We start from the raw sequence: 21,052 nt of genomic DNA on the forward strand, positions 1-21,052 counted from the left end.
TGGGCCAACTCGACGGCGGGCTGGGTACGGGCCGGACTTGTGGCTCAGCCTCTGGCGCCGCGGCCGAACCGGATGCCGAGCGCCACGAAGATCGCGCCGGACACCAGGGCGTACCAGGCGAGCAGGGTCCACAGCGAGGCTTGTTCGGTGGACACGTTCATCACCAGCACACCGACCACAATGGACAGTGTGCCGCTGATCGCGAAGCCGATCCGGGCGAAGAGTTCCTTGACCCGCACCGCGATCAGCGCCTGCGCGATGCCGTTGATGATCGGCCACCCGGCGCTGACGATCACCACCCCGAACAGCGAGATGAGCGGGGTGATCGCGAAACTCGCCGCGGTGATGGTGATGCCGGCCAGCAGCAGGAAACCGGGTAGCGCGAACAACGTCCGGTCCAGCGCGGGCGCGTCCTTGCCGCGGAAGGCGAACAGCAGCGCGAACACGCCCTCGGCGAGCAGGTAGGCGATCAGCACCGCGAACTGCACCACCCAGTCGGCATCCTCCGGCCAGGCGAAGAAAGCGAGCAGGGCGAACACGATCGCGACCGCGCCGCGGATGGTCATCAGCCGGTGACGGCCGCGCAGGAGTTCCAGCACCCGTCCATGATCTCGCCTGCCCCGGCCCGGCCGCGCACGGGGTTTGTTGCGCACGGCAACATCGCTGGTAGCAGCGTTGCGAGTGGCCCCATTTGGCGGGTTGCGCCGGGCTGGAGTTGCACCTTACGGTGCTGACCATTCGCACATAAATAGGGAGGTTTCTTTACTGTTAACCTAGCGTTCACCCTCGCCGATGCCGGCACCCTGCCGCCGCCACGCGCCGGTTGTCGTCGACACCGCCTCGCCGAGGAGATCAACACCGCCATGAAAATACGTGTCCTTCCCGCGTTACTCGCCACGGTCGCGGTCGCCGCCGCGACCACCCCGTTACTGACCGCCAGCGCCGCCGCTGACACGCTGCTCTCGCTCAACAAACCCACCACCACCTCCACCACCGAGGCCGCCGACTTCGACGGCGGCAAGGCGGTCGACGGGGACAACACCACCCGCTGGGCCAGCGCCGAAGGCGTCGATCCCCAGTGGATATCGGTTGACCTGGGCGGACCGGCCACCGTCAACCGGGTCAGTCTCAACTGGGAAACCGCTTTCGCCAGGGACTACCAGGTGCAGGCATCCGCCGATGGCCGCACCTGGACCACCATCCGCTCGGTCACCGAGTCCGACGGCGGCATCGACGAGCTGACCTCGTTGAACACCGCGGCCCGCTACATCAAGGTCAACGGCACCCGCCGGGCCACCAGTTACGGCTACTCCCTCTGGGAGATCGCGGTCTACGGCACCCGCACCGGCACCGGCGACACCCAGGCGCCGACCACCCCGGCCGGGCTGGCCGCGCCATCGTCCACTTCGGACACCATCACGCTCGGCTGGGCCGCCTCCTCGGACAACGTCGGGGTGACCGGGTACGAGGTGCTGCGTGATGGCAACCTGGTCGGATCCTCGCCCACCACCTCCTTCACCGACACGGGCCTGGCCTCCGACACCGGGTTCAGCTACACGGTCCGGGCGCGGGACGCGGCGGGCAACATCTCCGGCGAGAGCGCCCCGCTGGCCGCCCGCACCAAGCCCGGCGCGCCGGGTGGCACCGTCGTGGTCGCGGCGGGCGACATCGTTCCGGTCTGCGCCGGAAGTTCCTGCGCCAGCACCAAAACCGCGAAGCTGGTGGAGCAGATCAAGCCCTCGCTCATCGTGACCGCGGGCGACAACCAGTACAACAGCGGGACGATCGATGAGTTCCGCAGGTACTACGACCCCACCTGGGGCAAGTTCAAGGACATCACGAAACCGAGTCCGGGCAACCACGAGTACGACGACCCGGCCGGCAAGGGCAAGGGCTACCAGCAGTACTTCGGCGCCGCCGCCACGCCGCTGGGCGGCGGAAAGATGTACTACAGCCATGACGTCGGCGACGTGCACTTCGTCGCGCTGGACTCCATGGCGCAGAAGGCCAACGACAAGGCCCAGCTCGAGTGGTTGCGCGCCGACCTGGCGAAGAACCAGAAGCGCTGCGTCATCTCCTACTGGCACCACCCCAGGTTCAACTCCGGTGAGTACGGTGACAACCCGACCATGGGTCCACTGTGGAACGAGCTGGTGAAGGCCAAGGCGGATCTGGTGCTCAGCGGGCACGACCACCACTACGAGCGGTTGAAGCCGTTGAACGCCAGCGGCAAGGTCGATGAGGTGAACGGCGTGCGGTCGGCGGTCATCGGCATTGGCGGCGACTCGCTCTACACCAACATCAAGAACCGCGAGGGGGTCGAAGCCTCCTTCGCCAAGCACGGTGTGATGAAGCTGATCCTCAACGGTCCCACCATTTCCTGGGAGATCATCGGCATCGACGGCAAGCTGCTCGACAAGGCCGGCCCGTACACCTGTCGCTGAGGGGGTAGCACCCGATGTACCTCGCCACCACCCGGTCCGCTGACACCCCACGCCGCGAACGTGGCGGTGCTCGGCGGGCGGTAGCCGGAAATGTGCTCGCACTGGGTATGGTCAGCCTCATCACAGACATCTCCGCCGAGATGGTGACGGCTGTCCTGCCGCTGTACCTGGTGCTGGGACTGGGATTCAGCCCACTGCAGTTCGGTTTGCTGGACGGGCTGTACTCCGCGGCCACCGCGATCGTGCGGGTCCTCGGGGGGCACCTCGCGGACCGGTGGCAACGCCGGAAACTGGTGGCGGGGCTTGGTTACGGCATGTCCGCCGTGGCCAAGCTGGGGCTCATCGCGGCGGGCGGTTCGGCCGCCGCGATGGGCCTCGTCCTCGCCGTCGATCGCACGGGCAAAGGATTGCGCACCGCGCCAAGGGATGCGCTGATCTCCTTGTCCACACCCGAGGACCAGCAGGGCCGGGCCTTCGGGATCCATCGCGCGATGGACACCGTGGGCGCGTTCCTCGGTCCGCTGACCGCGTTCCTGTTGCTGGGCTTCGTCGCAGGCGGCTACGACACGGTGTTCTTCGTCAGTTTCTGCTTCGCCACCCTGGGCGTGCTGGTCTTCGGCCTGTTCGTGCGGGACCAGCGCGGACCGGCCACCACCCAACGGATTCCGCTGCGTGCCTCCTTCGCCCTGTTGCGCGGCAAGCGGTTCCGCCGGATCGTCGGCTGGGCCACCCTGCTCGGCCTGGTCACCGTCGGCGATTCCTTCCTGTACCTGTTGCTGCAGAAGCGGTTGGAGCTGGAACCGGCCTACATCGCGATGCTGCCGCTGGGCACCGCGGGGGTGTACCTGTTGCTGGCCATGCCCTTCGGCAGGCTGGCGGACAAGATCGGCCGCTGGCAGGTCTTCATCGGCGGCCACCTGTTGCTGCTGCTGGCCTACGCGCTGGTGGCCGGGCTGGCCGACGGGATCGTGCTGCTCTTCGGCGCGTTGCTGGCGCACGGCATGTTCTACGCCGCCACCGACGGGGTGCTGATGGCCGCGGTCGCGCCGCTGCTGCCCGAGGACCAGCGGACCAGTGGCATGGCCGTGCTGCAGACCGCGCAGGCGGTGGCGAAGTTGTTGTCAGCGGTGGCCTTCGGCGCCGCGTGGACCTGGTGGGGCCTGTACCCGGCCGTGCTCGTCGCCTGCGGCGCGCTCGCGATCGTGGTGGCCGGCGCGATGTTCCGGTTGCGGGAGGCACGATGAGCACGCGGTTGCGGATGTTGCTGGCGGCCTTGGCCGCGGTGGTGCTGGGCTCGGCCGCCGTCCTCTACACCATGCACGCCAGGGCCACCGCGCCCGACCGGCAGCCCGCGGTCGACCTGGCCGTGGACCCGGCGCCGTTGCGGCTGGGCGAACCGGGACGGCTGGTGTTCCGCAACACCGCGCCCGGTCCGCATTTCGGCGTCATCGCCTCGGTGTCGCTGACCGATCCCGGCGGCCCGCGCCGGCTCAGCCAGCTGCGCTGCGAGCGGTTCTCCACCGCCGCGGGCCGCGGGCTGTGCGTGGCGGCGCACCCCGCGCCGACCCCGCGGGCGATGGTGCTGCTCCTCGACGATCAGCTGCGCGAGCTGAAGCGGATCGAGATCGTCGGCACCGTCAGCCGCGCCCGGTTGTCCGCGGACGGCGAGATCGCCGCCTGGACCACCTTCGTCACCGGCGACGCCTACAACTCGGCCAGCTTCTCCACCCGCACCGGCATCTACAGCCATCGCGAGGACCGGCTGCAGACCAACATCGAGGAGATCCCGCTGCAACTGGGCGGTCAGCAGCACATGGCCGAGGACGTCAACTTCTGGGGCGTGAGCTTCACCCCGGACAACGAGACCTTCTACGCCACCGTGTCCACCGGCGGCCGCACCCACCTGGTCCGCGCCGCCTACCAGGACTGGCAGGCCGAGACCCTGCGGGAGAACGTGGAATGCCCCTCGCTGTCCCCGGACGGCAAGCGGATCGCATTCAAGAAACGCATCGCCTCCGACGGCGCCCGGCCCTGGCGGATCCACGTGCTGGACCTGGCCACCATGACCGAGACCGCCATCGCCGAACCCGCCGGGATCGACGACCAGGTGGCCTGGCTGGACGACAAAACGCTGGTCTACGGCCTGCCGGGGGAGGAGGTGTGGACCGCGGCCGCCGACGGCAGCGGCGCCAGCCGGAAGCTGGTGGCCTGGGCCTCCTCGCCGTCCGGTCCGGGGACGCGCTGAGCGGCGCCGGGTATCGTCGGCGGTCGTGTCGAGTCCGCAACTGCTGGCCACCAGCGACCTCCACTGTGACCGCGCCGCCAACCGCGAGGTGGTGGCCGCCATCCGGCCCGAGTCCGACCAGGACTGGTTGATCGTCGCCGGGGATGTGAGTGACACGGTCGCGGACGTCGACTGGGCGCTGCGCACCCTGCGGGAGCGCTTCGCCAAGCTGATCTGGGTGCCCGGCAACCACGAGCTGTGGACGGTGCCCAAGGACGAGGTGCAGCTGCGCGGCGAGGCCAGGTACCGGCACCTGGTCGAGCTGTGCCGCAGCCTGGACGTGGTGACCCCGGAGGACGAGTTCCCGGTCTGGCACGGCGAGCAGGAGGACCTGGTCATCGCGCCGCTGTTCCTGCTCTACGACTACTCCATCGGCCGCCGCCCCGGCGAGACCAAGGAGCAGGCGCTGGCCAGGGCCAGGGAGGCCGGCGTGGTCGGCACCGACGAGGTGCTGCTGCACCACGACCCCTACCCCAGCCGGGACGCCTGGTGCCACGCCCGCGTCGAGTATTCCCAGAAGCGCCTGGACGCCATCCCCGCAGACCGGCGCACCGTGCTGGTCAACCACTTCCCGCTGCACCCCGGCCCGACCAAACGCCTGCACTACCAGGACTTCGCGCTCTGGTGCGGCACCACCCTGACCGAGGACTGGCACCTGCGCTACCGCGCCGCCGTGGTCGTCTCCGGCCACCTGCACATCCCGCTGACCGACAAGTTCGACGGCGTCCGGTTCGAGGAGGTCTCCCTCGGCTACCCGCGCGAATGGCAGCCCCGCAAAACCCGCCGCCCCCTGCTCCGCCCCGTCCTGATCGACTCCGAACCCCAGCACCCCCTCCCGTCGTGATCGAGGAACTGCTCCCCACCGGCGTCCGCGCCGCCGAAATCCTCGGCGACGACCCCACCGCATACCTGCTCCCCGAGGAAACCGCCGCCGTCGAACGCGCCGTGGAACGCCGCCGCAAGCAGTACACCCAGGCCCGCACCTGCGCCCGCCGTGCCCTGTCCGCCCTGGGCCTGCCGGAACAACCCATCCTGCGCGGCCCGAAGCGAGAACCGTTGTGGCCCAACGGAGTCGTCGGCAGCATCACGCACTGCGAGGGCTACTGCGCGGCCGCGGTCGCCGACCGGGAAACCATCCGCTCGGTCGGTATCGACGCGGAGGTGCACGACGTGCTGCCCGACGGGGTGCAGCGGCTGGTGGCGGTGCCCGCCGAACACGAGTGGCTGGCGGCGGCGGGGGATGAGCTGCACTGGGACCGGGTGCTGTTCAGCGCCAAGGAATCGGTGTACAAGGCGTGGTTCCCGATCACGGGGGCCTGGCTGGGCTTCCAGGACGCGGAGCTGACCTTCGACCGCTCAGGCGGCTTCCGGGCGAAGGTGCTGATCGAGCCACCGGTGGTGGACGGGCGAGCGGTGACCGGGTTCGAGGGGCGGTACCTGGTGCGGGACGGGCTGGTGCTGACCTCGGTGGTCGTGCCCAAGTAGCCACGACCGGAGGAAATCGTACACACGACCACCCTTCATGTGTACGATTTCCTCCGTGGAGACCGGCACGGCGGACGAACGGGCGATGCTGCCCTCGCCGTTCACCTACAACGACGCCCATCACCGGGGCATGTCGGACCGCCGCCTGTACGCGTTGCGGGACTCCGGCGCCATCGAGTCGATCGGGTGGGGCCTGTTCCGCTGGGCGGAAGACGGTGAACTCACCGATCCCGATCTGCTGGAGATCAGTGTGCGGGCGCCGGAAGCGACGCTGTGCCTGACCACCGCCCTGGCCCGGCACGGGCTGACCGACCAGATCCCACCCAAGATCGACATCGCGCTGCCCCGTGGCCGCCGCCGCCCGCAGGTGCGCGCCCCGGTCTCCTGGCACCTGTTCGCCCCCGGCACCTTCCCGATCGGCCGGGAACGGCTGGCCCTGGACCAGATTCACGGCATCGGCATCTACAACGCGGAACGCTGCCTGCTCGACGCCTTCCGGCTCCGCAGGTGGGAAGGACCGGAGTTAGCCAACGAGGCACTCCGGCGCTGGCTCCGGCGACCAGGCACCCAGCCTTCGTCGCTGCTGCGCATGGCCCGGGAGTTCCCCCGTACCGAGAGGTCCCTGCAACACGCGCTTGAGGTTCTGCTGTGACTCCGGCTCGACCCACCCGTTCCACCAAATCCGGCTCCATCTATCTCGACCTGCAGAACCTGGCCCGCCGGACCAAGCGGCCAACCGACGAACTGCACCAGCTCTACGCACTGGAGGGTTTCCTGGTTCGCCTGGCGGGTTCCGCCAGCGCGGATCGACTGGTGCTCAAAGGCGGCGTGCTGCTTGCCGCCTACGACACCCGTCGCCCCACCAGAGATGTCGATCTCCTGGGCCGACGACAGCGGGGTCCGGGTGACCATGACCGGAAGCCTTGCCACCGCACGGCTGAGCCTGCACGTCGATGTCAACGTGGGTGATCCGGTCTGGCCGGAACCGCAGACCGTCCTGTTGCCCCGATTGCTGGGCGATTCGTTGGCCATCACCGGATATCCGCTGACCATGGTGCACGCGGAGAAGATCGTCACCGCCGTTGCGCGGGGCGTGGTGAACACCCGGTGGCGTGACTTCACCGATGTCCACCTGCTGAGCAGACGTCACGACGTGCCCGGCGACGAACTGCGTGCCGCGCTCACTACCGTTGCGGCCCACCGGAAAACGGACCTCGCGCCGCTCAGCGAGGTACTGGCGGGCTTCGCCGATCTCGCCCAGCCGCGCTGGCAGGCGTGGCGGCGCAAACAACAGCTCCAGGAGCGGACACCGGCGAATTTCTCCGAAGTTCTCACGCAGGTGATGGCCTTCGCTGATCCCTGTCTGGCCGACCAGGTCGGCGGGCAGACGTGGCGGGCGGCTGAGGGGCACTGGACCTGAGTACTACGCCCCAGGGTGGGTGCCCCGGGGTCAGATCAGGGAGATAGCCGGATGACCGCGACCCACCCTCCTCCCTAACCTCAATGATCACCAGGCGCGGACTCGCGCGCCCACGAGGAGGTCACTGATGCGCACGCACCCGGCTCTGCTCGCCACCAGCGTGGCCCTGGTCGCCGGTCTGCTGACGGCCGGCGCCGCGCCCGCGGTGGCCCAGGACCGGCCGGAGATCCGCCAGGTCATGCAGGAGTTGCTCACCCAGGGTGCGGTGGGCGTCCAGGTGCGGGTGCACGACGGGTACGGGGACTGGGCGGGCAGCGCGGGCGCCACCCGGATCGGGGGCCGGACGCCGGTGCGCACGGACGCGCGGTTCCGGGCTGGCAGCATCACCAAGACCTTCGTGGCCACCGTGCTGCTCCAGCTCGTGGACGAGGGGCGGATCGGGCTGGACGACCCGGTCGCCCGGTACCTGCCGCGGTTCGGGCTGGACCAGCGGATCACCGTGCGGATGGTGCTCCAGCACACCAGCGGCCTGTTCAGCCACACCGGCGAGTTCCGCCCGGACGGCACCATGGACCACCCGATCCCCCTGGAGGGCAGGAAGTTCGCCGCCAACCGGTTCCGCAGCTACTCGCCGGACGACCTGGTGCGGGCCGCGCTGACCCGGCCGCCGCGGTTCGAGCCGGGGGCGGACTGGTCCTACTCCAACACCAACTACGTGATCGTCGGACTGCTCATCGAGCAGGTGACCGGCACGCCGTACGCCACCCAGGTCAACCGCCGGATCATCAAGCCGCTGGGCCTGCGCGCCACCAGCCTGCCGGGCACCAGGGCGCTGATCCCCGGCCCGCACGCGCAGGGCTACTACTCCTTCCGGGACGGTGCGGAGGTGGCCACCGAGAACGCCACCGTGCTCAACCCGTCCTGGGCGCACGCGGCCGGGGAGATCATCAGCACCACCGTGGACCTGGACACCTTCCTCGCCGCGCTGCACGGCGGGAAGCTGCTCGCCCCGCACCTGCTCGCCGAGATGCGCAAGCTGGTGCGCAAGGGCAACGGCGGCTACGGGCTCGGCCTGGCCGCCTCGAACCCCGCCCCGGGCTGTGACGTCTTCTTCGGCCACAGCGGCGGCATCCACGGCTACAACTCGCACCTGTACGGCAACGCCGACGGCAGCAGGCGGATCCAGATCTCGATCAACACCGCGGGCGGCGACCTGGACTCCGGCGACGTGGTGCCGCCCACCACCGAGCCGACCGCGTTCAAGGCGATCAAGGCCGTCTTCTGCGCGAAGGCCTGACCGGGTGCCGGCCGACGCCCAGTGCGCCGGCCGGTCACCGGGGTCAGCCGACCGCGATCAGGTCCACCACGAAGATCAGCGTCTCGCCCGGCTTGATCGCCGCGCCCGCGCCCCGGTTGCCGTAACCCAGGTGCGCCGGGATGACCAGCTGGCGGCGGCCGCCGACCTTCATGCCCTTCACGCCCATGTCCCAGCCCTTGATGACCCGGCCCCCGCCCAGCGGGAAGGAGAAGGTGTCGCCGCGGTCCCAGCTGGCGTCGAACTGCTGGCCGGTGCTGTGCGACACGCCCACGTAGTGCACGGTCACCTCCTGGCCCACCACGGCCTCGGGGCCGTCGCCGACCTCCAGGTCGGTGATGTCCAGGTAGTCCGGCGACGGGCCGTCGGGCACGGTGACGGTGGGCTTGGTCTTGCCCATGGGGTGTCCTCCTCGAATGGCTTGCAGCCCGCCGACCCTAACTGAACGGCTCTGAACGGCTGTGGAACCCACCAGCCGGACGGCCGGGGCGGCGGCCCGCCGCGCGCCGGAGGATCTCCGGGTATGGCTGAGCTGATCGTCATCGGGTCCGGGCCCGCCGGGTACACCGCCGCCGTGTACGCCGCGCGGGCGCAACTGCGGCCGGTCGTCTTCGAGGGCACCGGCTACGGCGGCGCGCTGATGACCACCACCGAGGTGGAGAACTACCCCGGCTTCAAGGACGGCATCCTCGGCCCCGAGCTGATGGAGCAGATGCGCGCGCAGGCCGAACGCTTCGGAGCCGAGCTGCGGGCCGAGGACGTGGACGCGGTCAACCTGACCGGCGAGATCAAGTCGGTCACCACCAACGGCGTCACGCACCAGGCGCGGGCCGTGGTGCTGGCCATGGGCGCGGCCGCCCGGTACCTGGACGTGCCGGGGGAGCAGCGGCTGCTCGGCCGGGGCGTGTCCGCCTGTGCCACCTGCGACGGGTTCTTCTTCCGGGACCAGGACATCGCGGTGGTCGGCGGCGGCGACTCGGCCATGGAGGAGGCGATCTTCCTGACCCGGTTCGCCCGCACCGTCACCGTGATCCACCGCCGCCAGGACTTCCGCGCCTCCCGGATCATGCTGGAACGGGCCCGCGCCAACGACAAGATCCGCTGGGTGCTGGACACCCTGGTGGAGGAGGTGCTCGGCGCCCAGACCGTGCAGGGCGTGCGGGTGCGGCACACCGGGACCGGCGCGGAATCGGTGCTGCCGGTGACCGGGTTCTTCGTGGCCATCGGGCACGAACCCCGGTCGGCGCTGGTACGCGGGCAGGTGGAGATCGACGTGGACGGGTACGTGCGGGTGGCCAGTCCGGGCACCGCGACCAACCTGGACGGGGTCTTCGCCGCCGGGGACCTGGTCGACCACAGCTACCGGCAGGCCATCACCGCCGCCGGGTCCGGCTGCGCCGCCGCGATGGACGCCGAGCGCTGGCTGGTCAGCTGATTTTCACTTAGCCCCTGGTCAGCCTTGCTTAAGCGAGGACGGTCCTGGATTCTCGTCGCACCATGACCGGGACCTTCCACGAGACGCTGCACCTGGCGATCACGCACAGCGGGCTCAGCCTGGAGAGCATCCAGCGCAGGCTGATGGACCGGAAGATCGCGGTCAGCCTGGCCAGCCTCAGCTACTGGCGGCGCGGCCGGACCCGCCCGGAACGCCGCACCTCGCTGGCCGCGGTGACCGCCCTGGAAGAGATCCTCGCGCTGCCCAGCGGGTCGCTGCGCAGGCTGCTCGGCAAGGCCCCGCAACCGCCTGGCCAGGAATGGGCGATGCGCTCCAGCTCCTTCGAGGAGAAGCTGGAATGGAAGCTGGCCACCGCCGAGCTGCGCGCGGAGACCAACAACGCGCTGGCCGTGATCAGCGTGGAGATCGACGTGCACCTGGGCCCGGACCGGCAGCAGGTCCGGATGGTCAACCGCAGGCTGCTGATGTCGCTGGCCGACGGCATCAACCGGTACGTCACCCGCTACGCCGCCGAACCCGGCGAGGAGCTGCCGGTGCTCGGCGCGGTGCACGGCGCGACCACCGGCGAGCAGCTGCGCGACCTCTCCCGCCAGGTCAACAGCGCCGAACTGTGCTTCGACCACCCGCTGCCAGCCGGGGACACCCTGCACCTGGAATGGACCTGGGACTTCCCGCTCGGACTGGGCACCAGCTCGGTCAGCCGCACCGTGCTCAGCGGCGGCGCCCGCTCGCTGGGCTACCGGCTGTTCTTCCACCCCGAGGCCATCCCGCCACGCTGCCACCGCACCTGGCGGCCCGCGCTGGCGGTGCCCGAGGAACGGGTGGCCGAACTGCGCATCGGGCCCCGCGGCAGCACCCACTACCTGCTCGCGGACGCCTCCGCGGGCTGGCACGGCGTGGTCTGGGACTGGGACTGATGGCCGACCAGCGGCAGGAATCCGCCCTGCACCAGGCGCTGTCCACCGGACCGTTCCACCTGGCCTTCCGGCTGGCCATCCGGCGCAGCGGCCTGGGCATCGAGGGCGTCAGCCGCCGCCTGCACGCCAGGGGACTGCCGGTGAGCACCTCCAGCCTGAGCTACTGGCAGCGCGGCAACCGGCGGCCCGAACGCGAGGAATCGCTCAACGCGGTGCGCGCGGTGGAGGAGCTGGCCGGGCTGCCCGCGGACTCGCTGGTCGCGTTGCTGGGCCCGCGCCGACCGCGCGGTAGGTGGCTGGACCGGGTGCACGGGCGGCCCAAGGTCGAGCACAGCCTGGAACTCAGCGCGCCCGCCCGTCTACCGGAGCTGGACACCGGTCGGGCGAACGCGCAGCTGCGGCAGCTCAAGCACGACTGGCTGTGCCTGGTGGACGCCCGGCGCCACGAGGTCGAGCACCGGGTCCGGCAGGTCTTCCAGGCCCTGGAGGACGGGGTGGACCGGTTCGTGGCCTTCCAGGCCGTGCCGCCCGGCGCGATCCGGCCTGCCTACCGAGCGGTCAGCGACTGCCGGATCGGCCGCCAGACCCACGACCCGGAGTCCGGGCTGTTCGCGGTGGAGATCATCTTCGACCACGTGCTGCGGGCCAGGGAGACCTACGCGATCGAGACCGTGCAGCTGCCCGCGCCCGGCCAGGCGGACGGGTTCATCCAGTACGGCTGCCGGGCCGAGGTTCGCGACCTGCTGCTGCGGGTGCGCTTCGACCGCGCGGAACTGCCGCTCCGCTGCCACCGGTACCGCAGCCGCCTCGGGGCCGGGGACCGGGAGGTCTTCGGCGAGATCACGCCAGGTCCGAGCGGGGCGGCGCACCACGCGGTGCTCGATGCCCAGCCCGGCATCTACGGGCTGGCCTGGTCATGGGACGGGTGAATCCGTTCGAAGCAACCTTTTGGGGGCCTGCGGCGACCTAAACTGCGACGGTCCCGCCGCCTACGTGGGCCGCTCGCGATCGGAGCCGCCGCAGTGATGTCCTTCCCCCCACCGTCCACAGTGGACACCACACCGTTCCCGTTCGCCGCCGAGGATCCGGATCGCCTGGGCATGGTGAGCGTGGACGTCGACGTCACCGTCGGCGTGCACCGGGAGTGGCGGGAGGTCGCGCACCACCGGTTCGTGCTGGCCAAGGCCGACGGCGTGGGCAGCTACGTCACCGGGCACCGCGGCCCGGCAGGCGAGCGCCACCAGCCCGAGTTCGAGGCGCTGCTGGGCGGCGAACTGGGCCGTCAGCACCGCGACCACCGGGCCACCTACGCCGAACTGGTGCTGGACCAGCCGCTGCGCCGGGGCGAGGCGCAGGTGCTGGAGTGGCGCTGGCTCTTCGCCGACTGCACCCGCACCGCGCACCGCTACCGCGGCCACCTGCGGCACGGGGTGGACTCGCTGGGCGCCCGGCTCACCTTCCACCCGGACGTGCTGCCGGTGCGGGTGGTGCACAGCTGGCAACCCGACAGCGTCACCGAACCGGTGCCGGTGCACACGGTCGAGGTGGACCGCACCGGCCTGGTCGAGCTGCTCATCCCGGAACCCCGCCCCGGCTGGCACAGCTTCCAGTGGGACTGGGAATAAAATCCGCCCGTCCGGAATGCGCTTTTCCAAGAAATCAATACCTCTTGTGGCGTTCACTCGAATGGCTAGGCTCGACGAGTGGAGATTTCGGACAGCAGCGATTCAACCCTGTCCCGACGCCGGTTCCTGCAGGCGGCCGCACTCACCGCGGCCGCCGCTGGCACCGCCGGAGCCCTGGGCTCCGCGCCGGACGCGCTCGCCGACCCCGTGGCCGAAGTGGCCGAAGGGGCAGGTAAACGAGCCCTTTCCTTCACCGCGGCCACCAACGGCGCCGCCACCCTGAATCCCGCCGACGGCAGCCTGGTCGCCGAAGTGCAGAACGTGCTGTGGTCGATTCCGCGCGGTGGCGGCAAGGCGAAAGCCCTCACCCCGGCCGACCTGGAACCCAACCGCCCGGTATTCAGCCCGGACGGCAAACACCTGGTCGTCTGCGCCTACCGCGGCGGCGGTTTCCACCTCTGGCTGCTGCGCGCCGACGGCACCGGCCTCCGCCGGCTCACCGACGGCCCGTGGGACGACCGCGGCCCGGCCTGGTCCCCGGACGGCACCAAGATCGCCTTCGCCTCCGAACGCGGCGGCGACACGGTCACCGGCAGCCCGTACCGGATCTGGGTGGCCGATGTGCGCACCGGCGAGCTGACCCGGATCACCGGCAAACCCGGCCAGGACGGTCCGCTGCAGGACAAGGCATGGGAGGACTTCGACCCGACGTTCTCCGCCGACGGCAGCCGGATCCTGTTCGTGCGCGGCTCCTTCAGCGGCTCCGCGCTGGACTCGCGCACCGTGGCCGCCATCCGGTCGGATGGTTCCGGCGCGGTCGCCGTCGAGCACACCGACACCAGCGGCGCCCAGGTGCTGGCCCCCGCGCTGTCCCCGGACGGCCGGCTGGCCTACCTGCGCACCACCCCGTCGCCGACCGCGGGCTGCACCCTGGTGGTGGCCGGCCAGCCGGTGCCGGTGGCCGGCGATGTCGAGCCGGTGCCGCCGCGCTGGGCGGACAAGGACCGCCTGCTGCTCACCGTCAGCGGCAAGTTCACCCTGCTCCGCCCGAGTTCGCCCACCACCCCGGAACCCATCGCGTTCACCGCGAGCCTGCCGCTGGACCGGCCGCGCTACCGGGGCAAGAACTACGACCACACCGGCGAGGGCGTGCGCGAGGTGCGCTCCCCGCACCTGCCCGCGCTGTCCCCGGACGGCAAGCAGGTCGTCTTCGCCGCGCTCAACTCGCTGTGGACCGTGCCCAGCGCAGGCGGCAGCCCGCGCAAGATCGTCACCGCCGACCCGACCCGGTTCCTGCTCGCGCCGAGCTGGACCGCCGACGGCAAGGCGATCGTCTACACCGACGACCGCGACGGCCTCTACACCGCGCGCCGCCGCGACCTGGCCACCGGCACCGAGACGGTGCTGGCCACCGGCGGCCGGGTGCACCCCGCGCTGTCCCCGGACGGCGGAAAACTCGCCGCACTGGACATGTCCGGCAACCTGGTCCTGCGCGACCTGACCGCGGGCACCGAGAAGGTCCTGGTCGCCCCGCTCGGCGGCGGTGGCATCCCCGGCCGCCCGAGCTGGTCCCCAGACGGCAAGTTCGTCGCCTTCTGCGACCGCAACCGCCTCAACGGCCGCTTCCGCGAGGGCTACAACCTGATCCGGATCGTCGACATCGCCACCGGCAAGGACCGCCTGCACCCGGTAGCCCCGAACACCTCCATCGCCGACCGCTACGACTCCGGCCCGGTCTGGTCCCCCGACGGCAAGCACCTCGCCGTGATTATCGAATCGGCCCTGCACCTGGTCCCCATCCGCGCAGACGGCACCCCCACCGGCGCCCCCCGCACACTGGCCGACGAGGCGGCTGACCACCCGTCCTTCTCCGGCGACGGCCGCACCGTGCTCTACCTCTCCGGCACCCGCCTGCGCCTGATCGGCGTGGACGGCGGCGCCCCGCGCACCGTGCGCGCCCCGCTGGACTACCGGCGCCCCCGCCCCGAGGACACCGTGCTGCACGCCGGCCGCTTCTGGGACGGCACCGGCGACGAGGTCCGCCAGGACGTCGACCTGGTCCTGCGCCGCGGCCGCATCGCCGCCGTCGAACCACACCGTGCCAACCGACCGGCCGGTAGGCGGATCGACGCCTCCCAGCACACCGTGCTCCCCGGCCTCTGGGACGCGCACACCCACCCCTGGCAGTCCACCTACGGCGGCAGGCAAACCGCCCTGCAACTGGCCTACGGCATCACCACCGCCGTCTCCTTCGGCGGCTTCGCCTACGAACAGGCCCGCATCCGCGAGGCGATCAACTCCGGCGCGCTGGCCGGCCCCCGACTGATCGCCACCGGCGAGCTGCTCGACGGCGCCCGCGTCGCCTACAGCATGGGCCGCGCGCACAGCACCCGCGAGGGCCTGCGCCGGTCGCTGGACCGGGCGGCGGCCCTGGACTGGGACTTCGTCAAAACCTACGTCCGCGCCCCCGGCTGGATCATGAAGGAAGCCGCCGACTTCGCCCACCAGCGCCTGGGCGTGCGCAGCGGCGGCCACCTGTGCTCACCCGGCGTGCAACTCGGCCAGGACCTGACCACCCACCTCCAGGCCACCCAGCGCCTGGAGTTCGGCCACGCCACCAGCGCCGCCGGCCGCGCCTACCAAGACGTCACCGAGATCTACACCCGCACCAACTTCCACCTCATCGCCACCCCCTTCACCGCGGCCCCCCTCATCGGCACCGACCCAGCTCTCGCCGAAGACCCCCGCGTCAGCACCCTCATGCCCCCCTGGGACGCCGCCGCGGCCCGCGCCGCCGCCAAGGTGCCCCCCACCCCCGCCCAACTCACCACCCTGTCCACCGAGGTCGACGTCTACAAACGAGTCCTCGACGGCGGCGGCCTGGTGGCCCTGGGCACCGACGCCCCCCTGGTAGCCATCGGCCTGCACCTGCACCTGGGTCTGCGAGCCTTGCACCGCAACGGCTTCACCCCCACCCAGGCCCTGCGCACCGTGACCTCCCTGCCCGCCAAGGTCTTCGGCCAGGACACCGACCTCGGCACCCTGGAGCCAGGCAAGGTCGCCGACGTGACCATCGTCAACGGCGACCCCTTCACCAACTTCAACTCCCTGATCAACACCACCGCCGTCCTCCGCGGCGGCATCCCCTTCACCACCACAGACCTGGTCAACTCCTTCGCCAACCACACTGAAACAGCAGCAGCCACCACCACCGAGCAGGACTGGCTCGAAGTAGCCCACACCATGCGCCGAAACTCCTGCTGCGACCCCGACTGCTAACCCACCTCACCCCGAGTGTTGGCCGATCTCGTACGCCAAGTTGGCCAAACTCGCACCCCAAGTTGGCCCAAGTCGTACACAGTCCCGACGGATGTAGGCGTGCGAGGTCCCACCGCACGCCCACATCCGCCAACCCCCTCCGCGCGTGTTGGCCGTTGTCGTACGCCAGGTTGGCCGTTGTGGGCTGGGTAGCCTGCCGTCTCCTGACCCACCTGGCGCCGAACTGATAAGTGAACAGCTCACTCCGACGTCACCCCACCGGTGCTGTGATCGACCGAGGCGGTGCGCGCGTCCCGGCCACCGCCTACCGTGGTGTGAGCCGGAACCGCACTGGATCGGATGCGCTATGACAAGCAGGCAGGTCGCCCCCAAGCACACCGCCGACGACACCGGAGCCGACCAGCGTCGCCTGGACCGGATCGTCGCCTGGCTGCTCGGCATCGGCGGCCTGGTCGGCCTGGCCGCCTCCTTCGTGCTCACGATCGAGAAGCTCGAACTGCTGATCAACCCGAACTACATCCCCACCTGCACCTTCAACGCCGCGCTCAGCTGCGGCACGGTGATGAAGTCCGAACAAGCAGCCCTCTTCGGCTTCCCCAACTCACTGCTCGGCATCGCCGGCTTCAGCGCCGTCACCGCGATCGGCCTCGGACTGCTCGCCGGCGCGACCTACCGCCGCTGGTTCTGGCTCGGCCTCCAGGCGGGCGCCACCCTCGGCGTGATCTTCACCCACTGGCTGATCATCGAGAGCCTGTACGAGATCCGCACGCTCTGCCCTTACTGCATGGTCGTGTGGGCGGTGACCATCCCGATCTTCGTCTACGTCACCCTGTCCAACCTGGAACGCGGCCACTTCGGCGGGCGCGACGGCGACCGGGCCGTGACCGGCTACCACGGCATCCTCGCCTTCACCTGGCTCGCGGTGATCGCCGCGCTGGTCTTCACCGCCTTCGGCGCCAGCCTGTTCGCCTGAGCGCACAACGCCCGCTCAGCACAACGCCCGGACCGGCCAAGCCGATCCGGGCGTCGTCAGCCGGCTACCTCACGGGATGAACAGCACCCGCTCCCAGTGCCACCCACTCCCCGAATCCCACGCCTCGGTGCCCCGATCGGTGCTGCCATCCGCCTGCCCGCGGAAGTTGAACAGCTTCAGGTGCCCGCCGCCGTAGTTGTAGACGCCGCCGATATCCGTTCGCCCGTCCCCGTCGAAGTCACCGGGCACAAACGCGCTGGACTGCAGGTACCAGTCGCCGGGATTGCTCTCCCACCGCTTCGCGAACGGCTGGACTCCGCTCGCCGTGCCCTTGCCCACGAACAGCGCGATCCGATTGTCGGGGTACCCGTACAGACCCGCGACATCAGTGCGCCCGTCGCCGTCGAAGTCACCCGCCACCAGCCGGGAGCGATCCGGATCCCACTGGTTCTGCCCGGTACGCCACTGCTGCGCGGGCTTGGTGTGCCCATCGACAGTGCCGTCGGCGACGAACAGCGCCACGTCGTAGGTGCCGTAGTTGTACAGCCCGGCCAGGTCGTCGCGGCCGTCGCCGTTGAAGTCACCGGCGATGAAGGTGCTGCTGGTGCGCTCCCAGTTGTGCTCGCCGGAATCCCAGCTGACCACGGGCGCGTCCACCCCGGTCGGGTTGCCGCGGAACAGCCAGAACTTGGTCTGGCCGTTCGGGTAGCCGTAGACGGCGGTGATGTCGGTGCGGCCGTCGCCGTTGAAGTCGCCCGCGACGAACTGCGCCCGGGTCCAGTCCCACTGCCCGGCGGAGTCCCACAGTTCGCCCGCGTCCTTGAGCCCGGTCGGCGAGCCCCAGCGCACGAAGAGCTTGATGCTGCCGCCGCCGTAGGTGTAGAAGGCGCCCCAGTCGGCGAAGCCGTCGCCGTTGAAGTCGCCGTTGAGGTACTTGCCGCTGCTGATCTCCCAGTTGTTCGGCCCGGTCTGGGCCTTGGCGACCGGCGCGGCCGGGCCCTGGGCGGAGCCGTCGAAGGTGAAGGTGCCCAGGTTCTGCGGTTCGTAGTTGTAGACCGCGGCGATGTCGTCCCGGCCGTCACCGTTGAAATCGCTGATGGTGTGCGTCTTCACCGTGGCCGAGGCGACCGTGGAGGCCGGGCCGTCACCGGCGGCGGTCACCGGGACCACCCGGTAGTGCCACACCTGCTTGGCAGGCAACGCGGTGTGCGCGAACTGCGTGTCGGTAACCGTGCCCAGCAGGTTCGCCGGGGCCAGCGGCACATCCGCGGTCCGCGCGCCGTACACGCGGTAGCCGGTGGCCTGCACCGACGTCGGGTTCAGCCAGCTCAGCTTGTTGCCGTGCTGGGCGAGCGGGGTCGCGGTCAGGCCGATCAGCTGTGATTCCAGCCAGCCGTCCAGGTTGTCCACCCTGGACTCGGTGACCGTGCGCCGGGTCTCGGTCTCGCCGACACAGCCGCCCTGCCAGGAGGCCGCGTGCAGCCCGAGGACCTCGAAGCGCCCGCCGACCTCGCGGAAGGCGGGACCGCCGGAATCGCCGCGGCAGACCGAGACCGAACCCTCGCCGAGCACCGACAGGGTGTTCGCCGCGGCCGATTCGACCTTGGCCGCGCCGGTCTGCAACCGGTCCGGGGTCCACTCGGTGGCGGTGCGGCCGTAGCCGGCCAGGCGCACCGACTCACCAGCGGCGGGCGCGGTCCTGGCCACGGCGGCGGGGGCGATGCCCTCGGCCGGGGCGGAGAGCCGGACCAGCGCCAGGTTGCGGTCGGCGCGCGGGATCAGGGTGACCGCGTCCAGCACCTTGCCGGCGGTGCCCGACAACGAGGTCCGGCCGACAGTGACCTTGGTCGGCTGCGCTGGCTTGCCGCCCTGGGCGTTCTCCGGGAAGCAGCTCTTGACGGTCAGCACCCAGTTCGGGTCGACCAGCACCCCGCTGCAGCTCCGGACCCCGGCGCCGACGTCGATCTTGGCCACGAAGCCGTAGGCGCCGTCGGCGGCGGGGGTGCCCCCGGCGATGGCGTTGGCGGGCAGGCTGGTCAGCAGACCTGCGGCCGCGATGAAGGCGAGCAGGCTGACGGCCTTGCCCGCACGATGGCGAGTCACGGTGTGGTGCCCCCAAATCATGGGAAATGCGCTCAAAACCCCAGGAAGTGCCACCCATCCCCGTGTGGTCGGCGCGTAGATGTTCGGACATCCCGGAGGCCGCCGGAAGCCCCGGTGACAATTGTCACAGGCTGTAACAGTTAGCCTGATCAGGGCCAGTCCGGGCCACGCCGGCGGGCCGCTCTGACCTCGGTGGCGTATCCCGGCGGGAACCCGTGCCTGGCCGCCCGGTAGTCCGCGCTTTCGGGGGCGAAGGAGGCCGAGTAGTAGAGGCTGACCAGCAGGCCGAGGCCCAGCGCGGGCAGCACCAGACTCGGCGGGAAGCCCAGCAGCAGATCGAAGACCAGGTAGAGCGCGAGCGCGAACGGCGCGGCCTGGACCAGGGCGCGGGCCGCGTGCCGCAGCAGCCAGGTCGGCGCGGTCACGTCGTGCAGCACCCAGGCGCGGTACCGGGCGGGCAGGCGCGCGCCAAAGGCGTAGGCCAGCCAGCGTGCCGGATTCGGCCGCTCCATGAGGTTCAGGGTAGTCCGGACATTGTTCGGTCGGCTGATCGACGAACCTGTCTGGAGATCCGCGCTACCGTGGCGGAGTGCGCGTCATGATCACCGCGGCTCCGTTGCTGGGCCACCTGTTACCGATGGTCCCGCTGGCCCGCGCTCTCCGCGAGGCCGGTCACGAGGTCCTGCTCGCCACCGCGGGCGAGGCCATGACAGTGGCCGACCAGGCAGACCTGCCCGTCCGCGACATCGCCCCCGGCTTCAAGTTCGAGCCGATCGTCCGCCGGACCCTGCTGTGGCACCCGCTGATCGCCAAGGCGGAGATCGCGGGCAAGTCCGGCACCCGCGGCGCGGCCCTGCTCTTCGGCCACGTCAACGAGGAGATCGCGGACGGCGCGGTCGCGCTGGCCCGCTCCTGGAAACCCGACCTGGTGCTGCACGAACCACTGGCCATCGCCGGGGCCCTGGCCGCCGCGGTCACCGGCGTGCCCGCGGTGCTGGTGGAGAACTCCCTCTTCGACGGCCTGGAACTGCTCGCCGCCACCCGGGAACGTCTGGCCAAACCCTTGCGCCGGAACAACATCGACGACCTGCCCGCGCCCGCCGCGCGGATCGTCACCGCCCCGCCCAGCCTGGTCGGCGAGCAGTCCGGCTGGCCCATGCGCTACGAGCCCTACAGCGGCGCGGGCGAGATCCCGGCCTGGCTGAGCGCCGAGGCAGACCGCCCGCGGATCGCGGTCAGCCGCAGCACCGTCGGCGGTCCTGGCGGCAACCGGCTGATGAGCGCGGTGGCAGACGCCGCCGACGGCCTGGACGCCGAGATCGTGCTGCTCCGCCCGGATCGCCGCATCCTGCGCCGGGAATCCCTGCCCGGCAACGTGCGCACCCTGGACTGGGCCCCGCTGACCAGTGTGCTCGCGCACTGCGCCGCGCTGGTGCACCACGGCGGCGCGGGTTCGGTGGCGGCGGCGCTGGCCGCGGGCATCCCGCAGCTGGTGGTGCCCGGCGCTGGCGACCGCGACCACAACGCCCGGCTGGTCGCCAAGCGCGGCGCGGGCACCGCGGTGGCCGCCAAGGACATCAGCACCGCCGAACTGCGCAGGCTGCTCACCGAACCGGGCCTCACCGAGGCGGCACTGGCGGTGCGCAAGGAGATGGCCGCCATGCCCGCACCCGCCACGCTGGTGCCCAAGCTGGTCGCGCTCGGCCGGTGACGCGTGGGCCCGGGTCCCCGCGCGGACCCGGACCCACGAC

The 21,052-nt window shown here is 70.8% G+C and carries 18 protein-coding genes and 1 pseudogene; 15 read left to right on the forward strand and 4 right to left on the reverse strand.

Annotation, left to right across the window (positions count from 1 at the left end; genetic code table 11):
• Positions 1 to 44: 44 nt before the first annotated feature.
• Positions 45 to 599: a DUF308 domain-containing protein gene (locus tag MZC64_RS22240; protein WP_247758451.1), complete on the reverse strand. Its 555-nt coding sequence runs from the start codon at positions 597 to 599 to the stop codon at positions 45 to 47.
• 264 nt (positions 600 to 863) lie between these two features.
• Here MZC64_RS22240 and MZC64_RS22245 point away from each other — a divergent pair, with 264 nt between their 5' ends.
• The 8 genes and pseudogenes from MZC64_RS22245 (at position 864) to MZC64_RS22280 (ending at position 8,930) form a co-directional block, all read left to right on the forward strand.
• Positions 864 to 2,444 (forward strand): discoidin domain-containing protein, encoded by a 1,581-nt coding sequence (locus MZC64_RS22245; RefSeq protein ID WP_247758450.1) that lies wholly within the window; start codon positions 864 to 866, stop codon positions 2,442 to 2,444.
• Between the two features lie 14 nt (positions 2,445 to 2,458).
• Positions 2,459 to 3,688: an MFS transporter gene (locus tag MZC64_RS22250; RefSeq protein ID WP_247758449.1), complete on the forward strand. Its 1,230-nt coding sequence runs from the start codon at positions 2,459 to 2,461 to the stop codon at positions 3,686 to 3,688.
• The gene (locus MZC64_RS22255) at positions 3,685 to 4,689 is read left to right on the forward strand and encodes a hypothetical protein (protein ID WP_247758448.1); all 1,005 of its coding nucleotides are present in this window, start codon (positions 3,685 to 3,687) and stop codon (positions 4,687 to 4,689) included. The genes MZC64_RS22250 and MZC64_RS22255 overlap by 4 nt, the downstream gene beginning before the upstream one ends.
• Before the next feature lie 25 nt (positions 4,690 to 4,714).
• Positions 4,715 to 5,572: a metallophosphoesterase gene (locus MZC64_RS22260; RefSeq protein WP_247758447.1), complete on the forward strand. Its 858-nt coding sequence runs from the start codon at positions 4,715 to 4,717 to the stop codon at positions 5,570 to 5,572.
• The gene (locus MZC64_RS22265) at positions 5,569 to 6,213 is read left to right on the forward strand and encodes a 4'-phosphopantetheinyl transferase superfamily protein (RefSeq protein ID WP_247758446.1); all 645 of its coding nucleotides are present in this window, start codon (positions 5,569 to 5,571) and stop codon (positions 6,211 to 6,213) included. Before MZC64_RS22260 ends, MZC64_RS22265 begins: the two co-directional genes overlap by 4 nt.
• Before the next feature lie 55 nt (positions 6,214 to 6,268).
• Positions 6,269 to 6,865: a hypothetical protein gene (locus tag MZC64_RS22270; RefSeq protein ID WP_247758445.1), complete on the forward strand. Its 597-nt coding sequence runs from the start codon at positions 6,269 to 6,271 to the stop codon at positions 6,863 to 6,865.
• Between the two features lie 176 nt (positions 6,866 to 7,041).
• Positions 7,042 to 7,633 (forward strand): annotated as a pseudogene (locus tag MZC64_RS22275) (nucleotidyl transferase AbiEii/AbiGii toxin family protein).
• 127 nt (positions 7,634 to 7,760) lie between these two features.
• Complete coding sequence (locus tag MZC64_RS22280; protein WP_247758443.1) at positions 7,761 to 8,930, forward strand: serine hydrolase; 1,170 nt, start codon at positions 7,761 to 7,763, stop codon at positions 8,928 to 8,930.
• Positions 8,931 to 8,973: 43 nt separating this feature from the next.
• On the opposite strand, the gene MZC64_RS22285 is transcribed toward MZC64_RS22280, so the two are convergent.
• Positions 8,974 to 9,348: an FKBP-type peptidyl-prolyl cis-trans isomerase gene (locus MZC64_RS22285; RefSeq protein ID WP_247758442.1), complete on the reverse strand. Its 375-nt coding sequence runs from the start codon at positions 9,346 to 9,348 to the stop codon at positions 8,974 to 8,976.
• Positions 9,349 to 9,471: 123 nt separating this feature from the next.
• On the opposite strand from MZC64_RS22285, the gene trxB reads away from it, so the two are divergent.
• From trxB to MZC64_RS22315, 6 genes are all read left to right on the forward strand, one after another.
• Positions 9,472 to 10,383, forward strand: a complete 912-nt coding sequence (gene trxB / locus MZC64_RS22290; RefSeq protein ID WP_247758441.1) for a thioredoxin-disulfide reductase — start codon at positions 9,472 to 9,474, stop codon at positions 10,381 to 10,383.
• Positions 10,384 to 10,445: 62 nt separating this feature from the next.
• Positions 10,446 to 11,321 carry a hypothetical protein gene (locus tag MZC64_RS22295; RefSeq protein WP_247758440.1) on the forward strand — a complete coding sequence of 292 codons (876 nt, stop codon included), beginning with the start codon at positions 10,446 to 10,448 and terminating at the stop codon, positions 11,319 to 11,321.
• Positions 11,321 to 12,250 carry a hypothetical protein gene (locus MZC64_RS22300; protein ID WP_247758439.1) on the forward strand — a complete coding sequence of 310 codons (930 nt, stop codon included), beginning with the start codon at positions 11,321 to 11,323 and terminating at the stop codon, positions 12,248 to 12,250. The genes MZC64_RS22295 and MZC64_RS22300 overlap by 1 nt, the downstream gene beginning before the upstream one ends.
• Before the next feature lie 96 nt (positions 12,251 to 12,346).
• Positions 12,347 to 12,946 (forward strand): hypothetical protein, encoded by a 600-nt coding sequence (locus MZC64_RS22305; RefSeq protein ID WP_247758438.1) that lies wholly within the window; start codon positions 12,347 to 12,349, stop codon positions 12,944 to 12,946.
• 78 nt (positions 12,947 to 13,024) lie between these two features.
• The gene (locus tag MZC64_RS48755) at positions 13,025 to 16,225 is read left to right on the forward strand and encodes an amidohydrolase family protein (RefSeq protein WP_247758437.1); all 3,201 of its coding nucleotides are present in this window, start codon (positions 13,025 to 13,027) and stop codon (positions 16,223 to 16,225) included.
• A gap of 346 nt (positions 16,226 to 16,571) precedes the next feature.
• Positions 16,572 to 17,198 carry a vitamin K epoxide reductase family protein gene (locus MZC64_RS22315; protein ID WP_247758436.1) on the forward strand — a complete coding sequence of 209 codons (627 nt, stop codon included), beginning with the start codon at positions 16,572 to 16,574 and terminating at the stop codon, positions 17,196 to 17,198.
• A gap of 69 nt (positions 17,199 to 17,267) precedes the next feature.
• Here MZC64_RS22315 and MZC64_RS22320 read toward each other — a convergent pair whose 3' ends face one another.
• Positions 17,268 to 19,301, reverse strand: a complete 2,034-nt coding sequence (locus MZC64_RS22320) for an FG-GAP-like repeat-containing protein (protein ID WP_247758435.1) — start codon at positions 19,299 to 19,301, stop codon at positions 17,268 to 17,270.
• Positions 19,302 to 19,450: 149 nt separating this feature from the next.
• The gene (locus tag MZC64_RS22325) at positions 19,451 to 19,813 is read right to left on the reverse strand and encodes a DUF5313 family protein (RefSeq protein ID WP_247758434.1); all 363 of its coding nucleotides are present in this window, start codon (positions 19,811 to 19,813) and stop codon (positions 19,451 to 19,453) included.
• A gap of 86 nt (positions 19,814 to 19,899) precedes the next feature.
• Between MZC64_RS22325 and MZC64_RS22330 the strand changes: the two genes are divergently transcribed.
• Positions 19,900 to 21,012 carry a glycosyltransferase gene (locus tag MZC64_RS22330; protein ID WP_247758886.1) on the forward strand — a complete coding sequence of 371 codons (1,113 nt, stop codon included), beginning with the start codon at positions 19,900 to 19,902 and terminating at the stop codon, positions 21,010 to 21,012.
• Positions 21,013 to 21,052 lie beyond the last annotated feature (40 nt).

Source organism: Crossiella sp. S99.2, from assembly GCF_023094165.1.
In the GTDB taxonomy this organism is placed as follows: Bacteria; Actinomycetota; Actinomycetes; order Mycobacteriales; family Pseudonocardiaceae; genus Crossiella.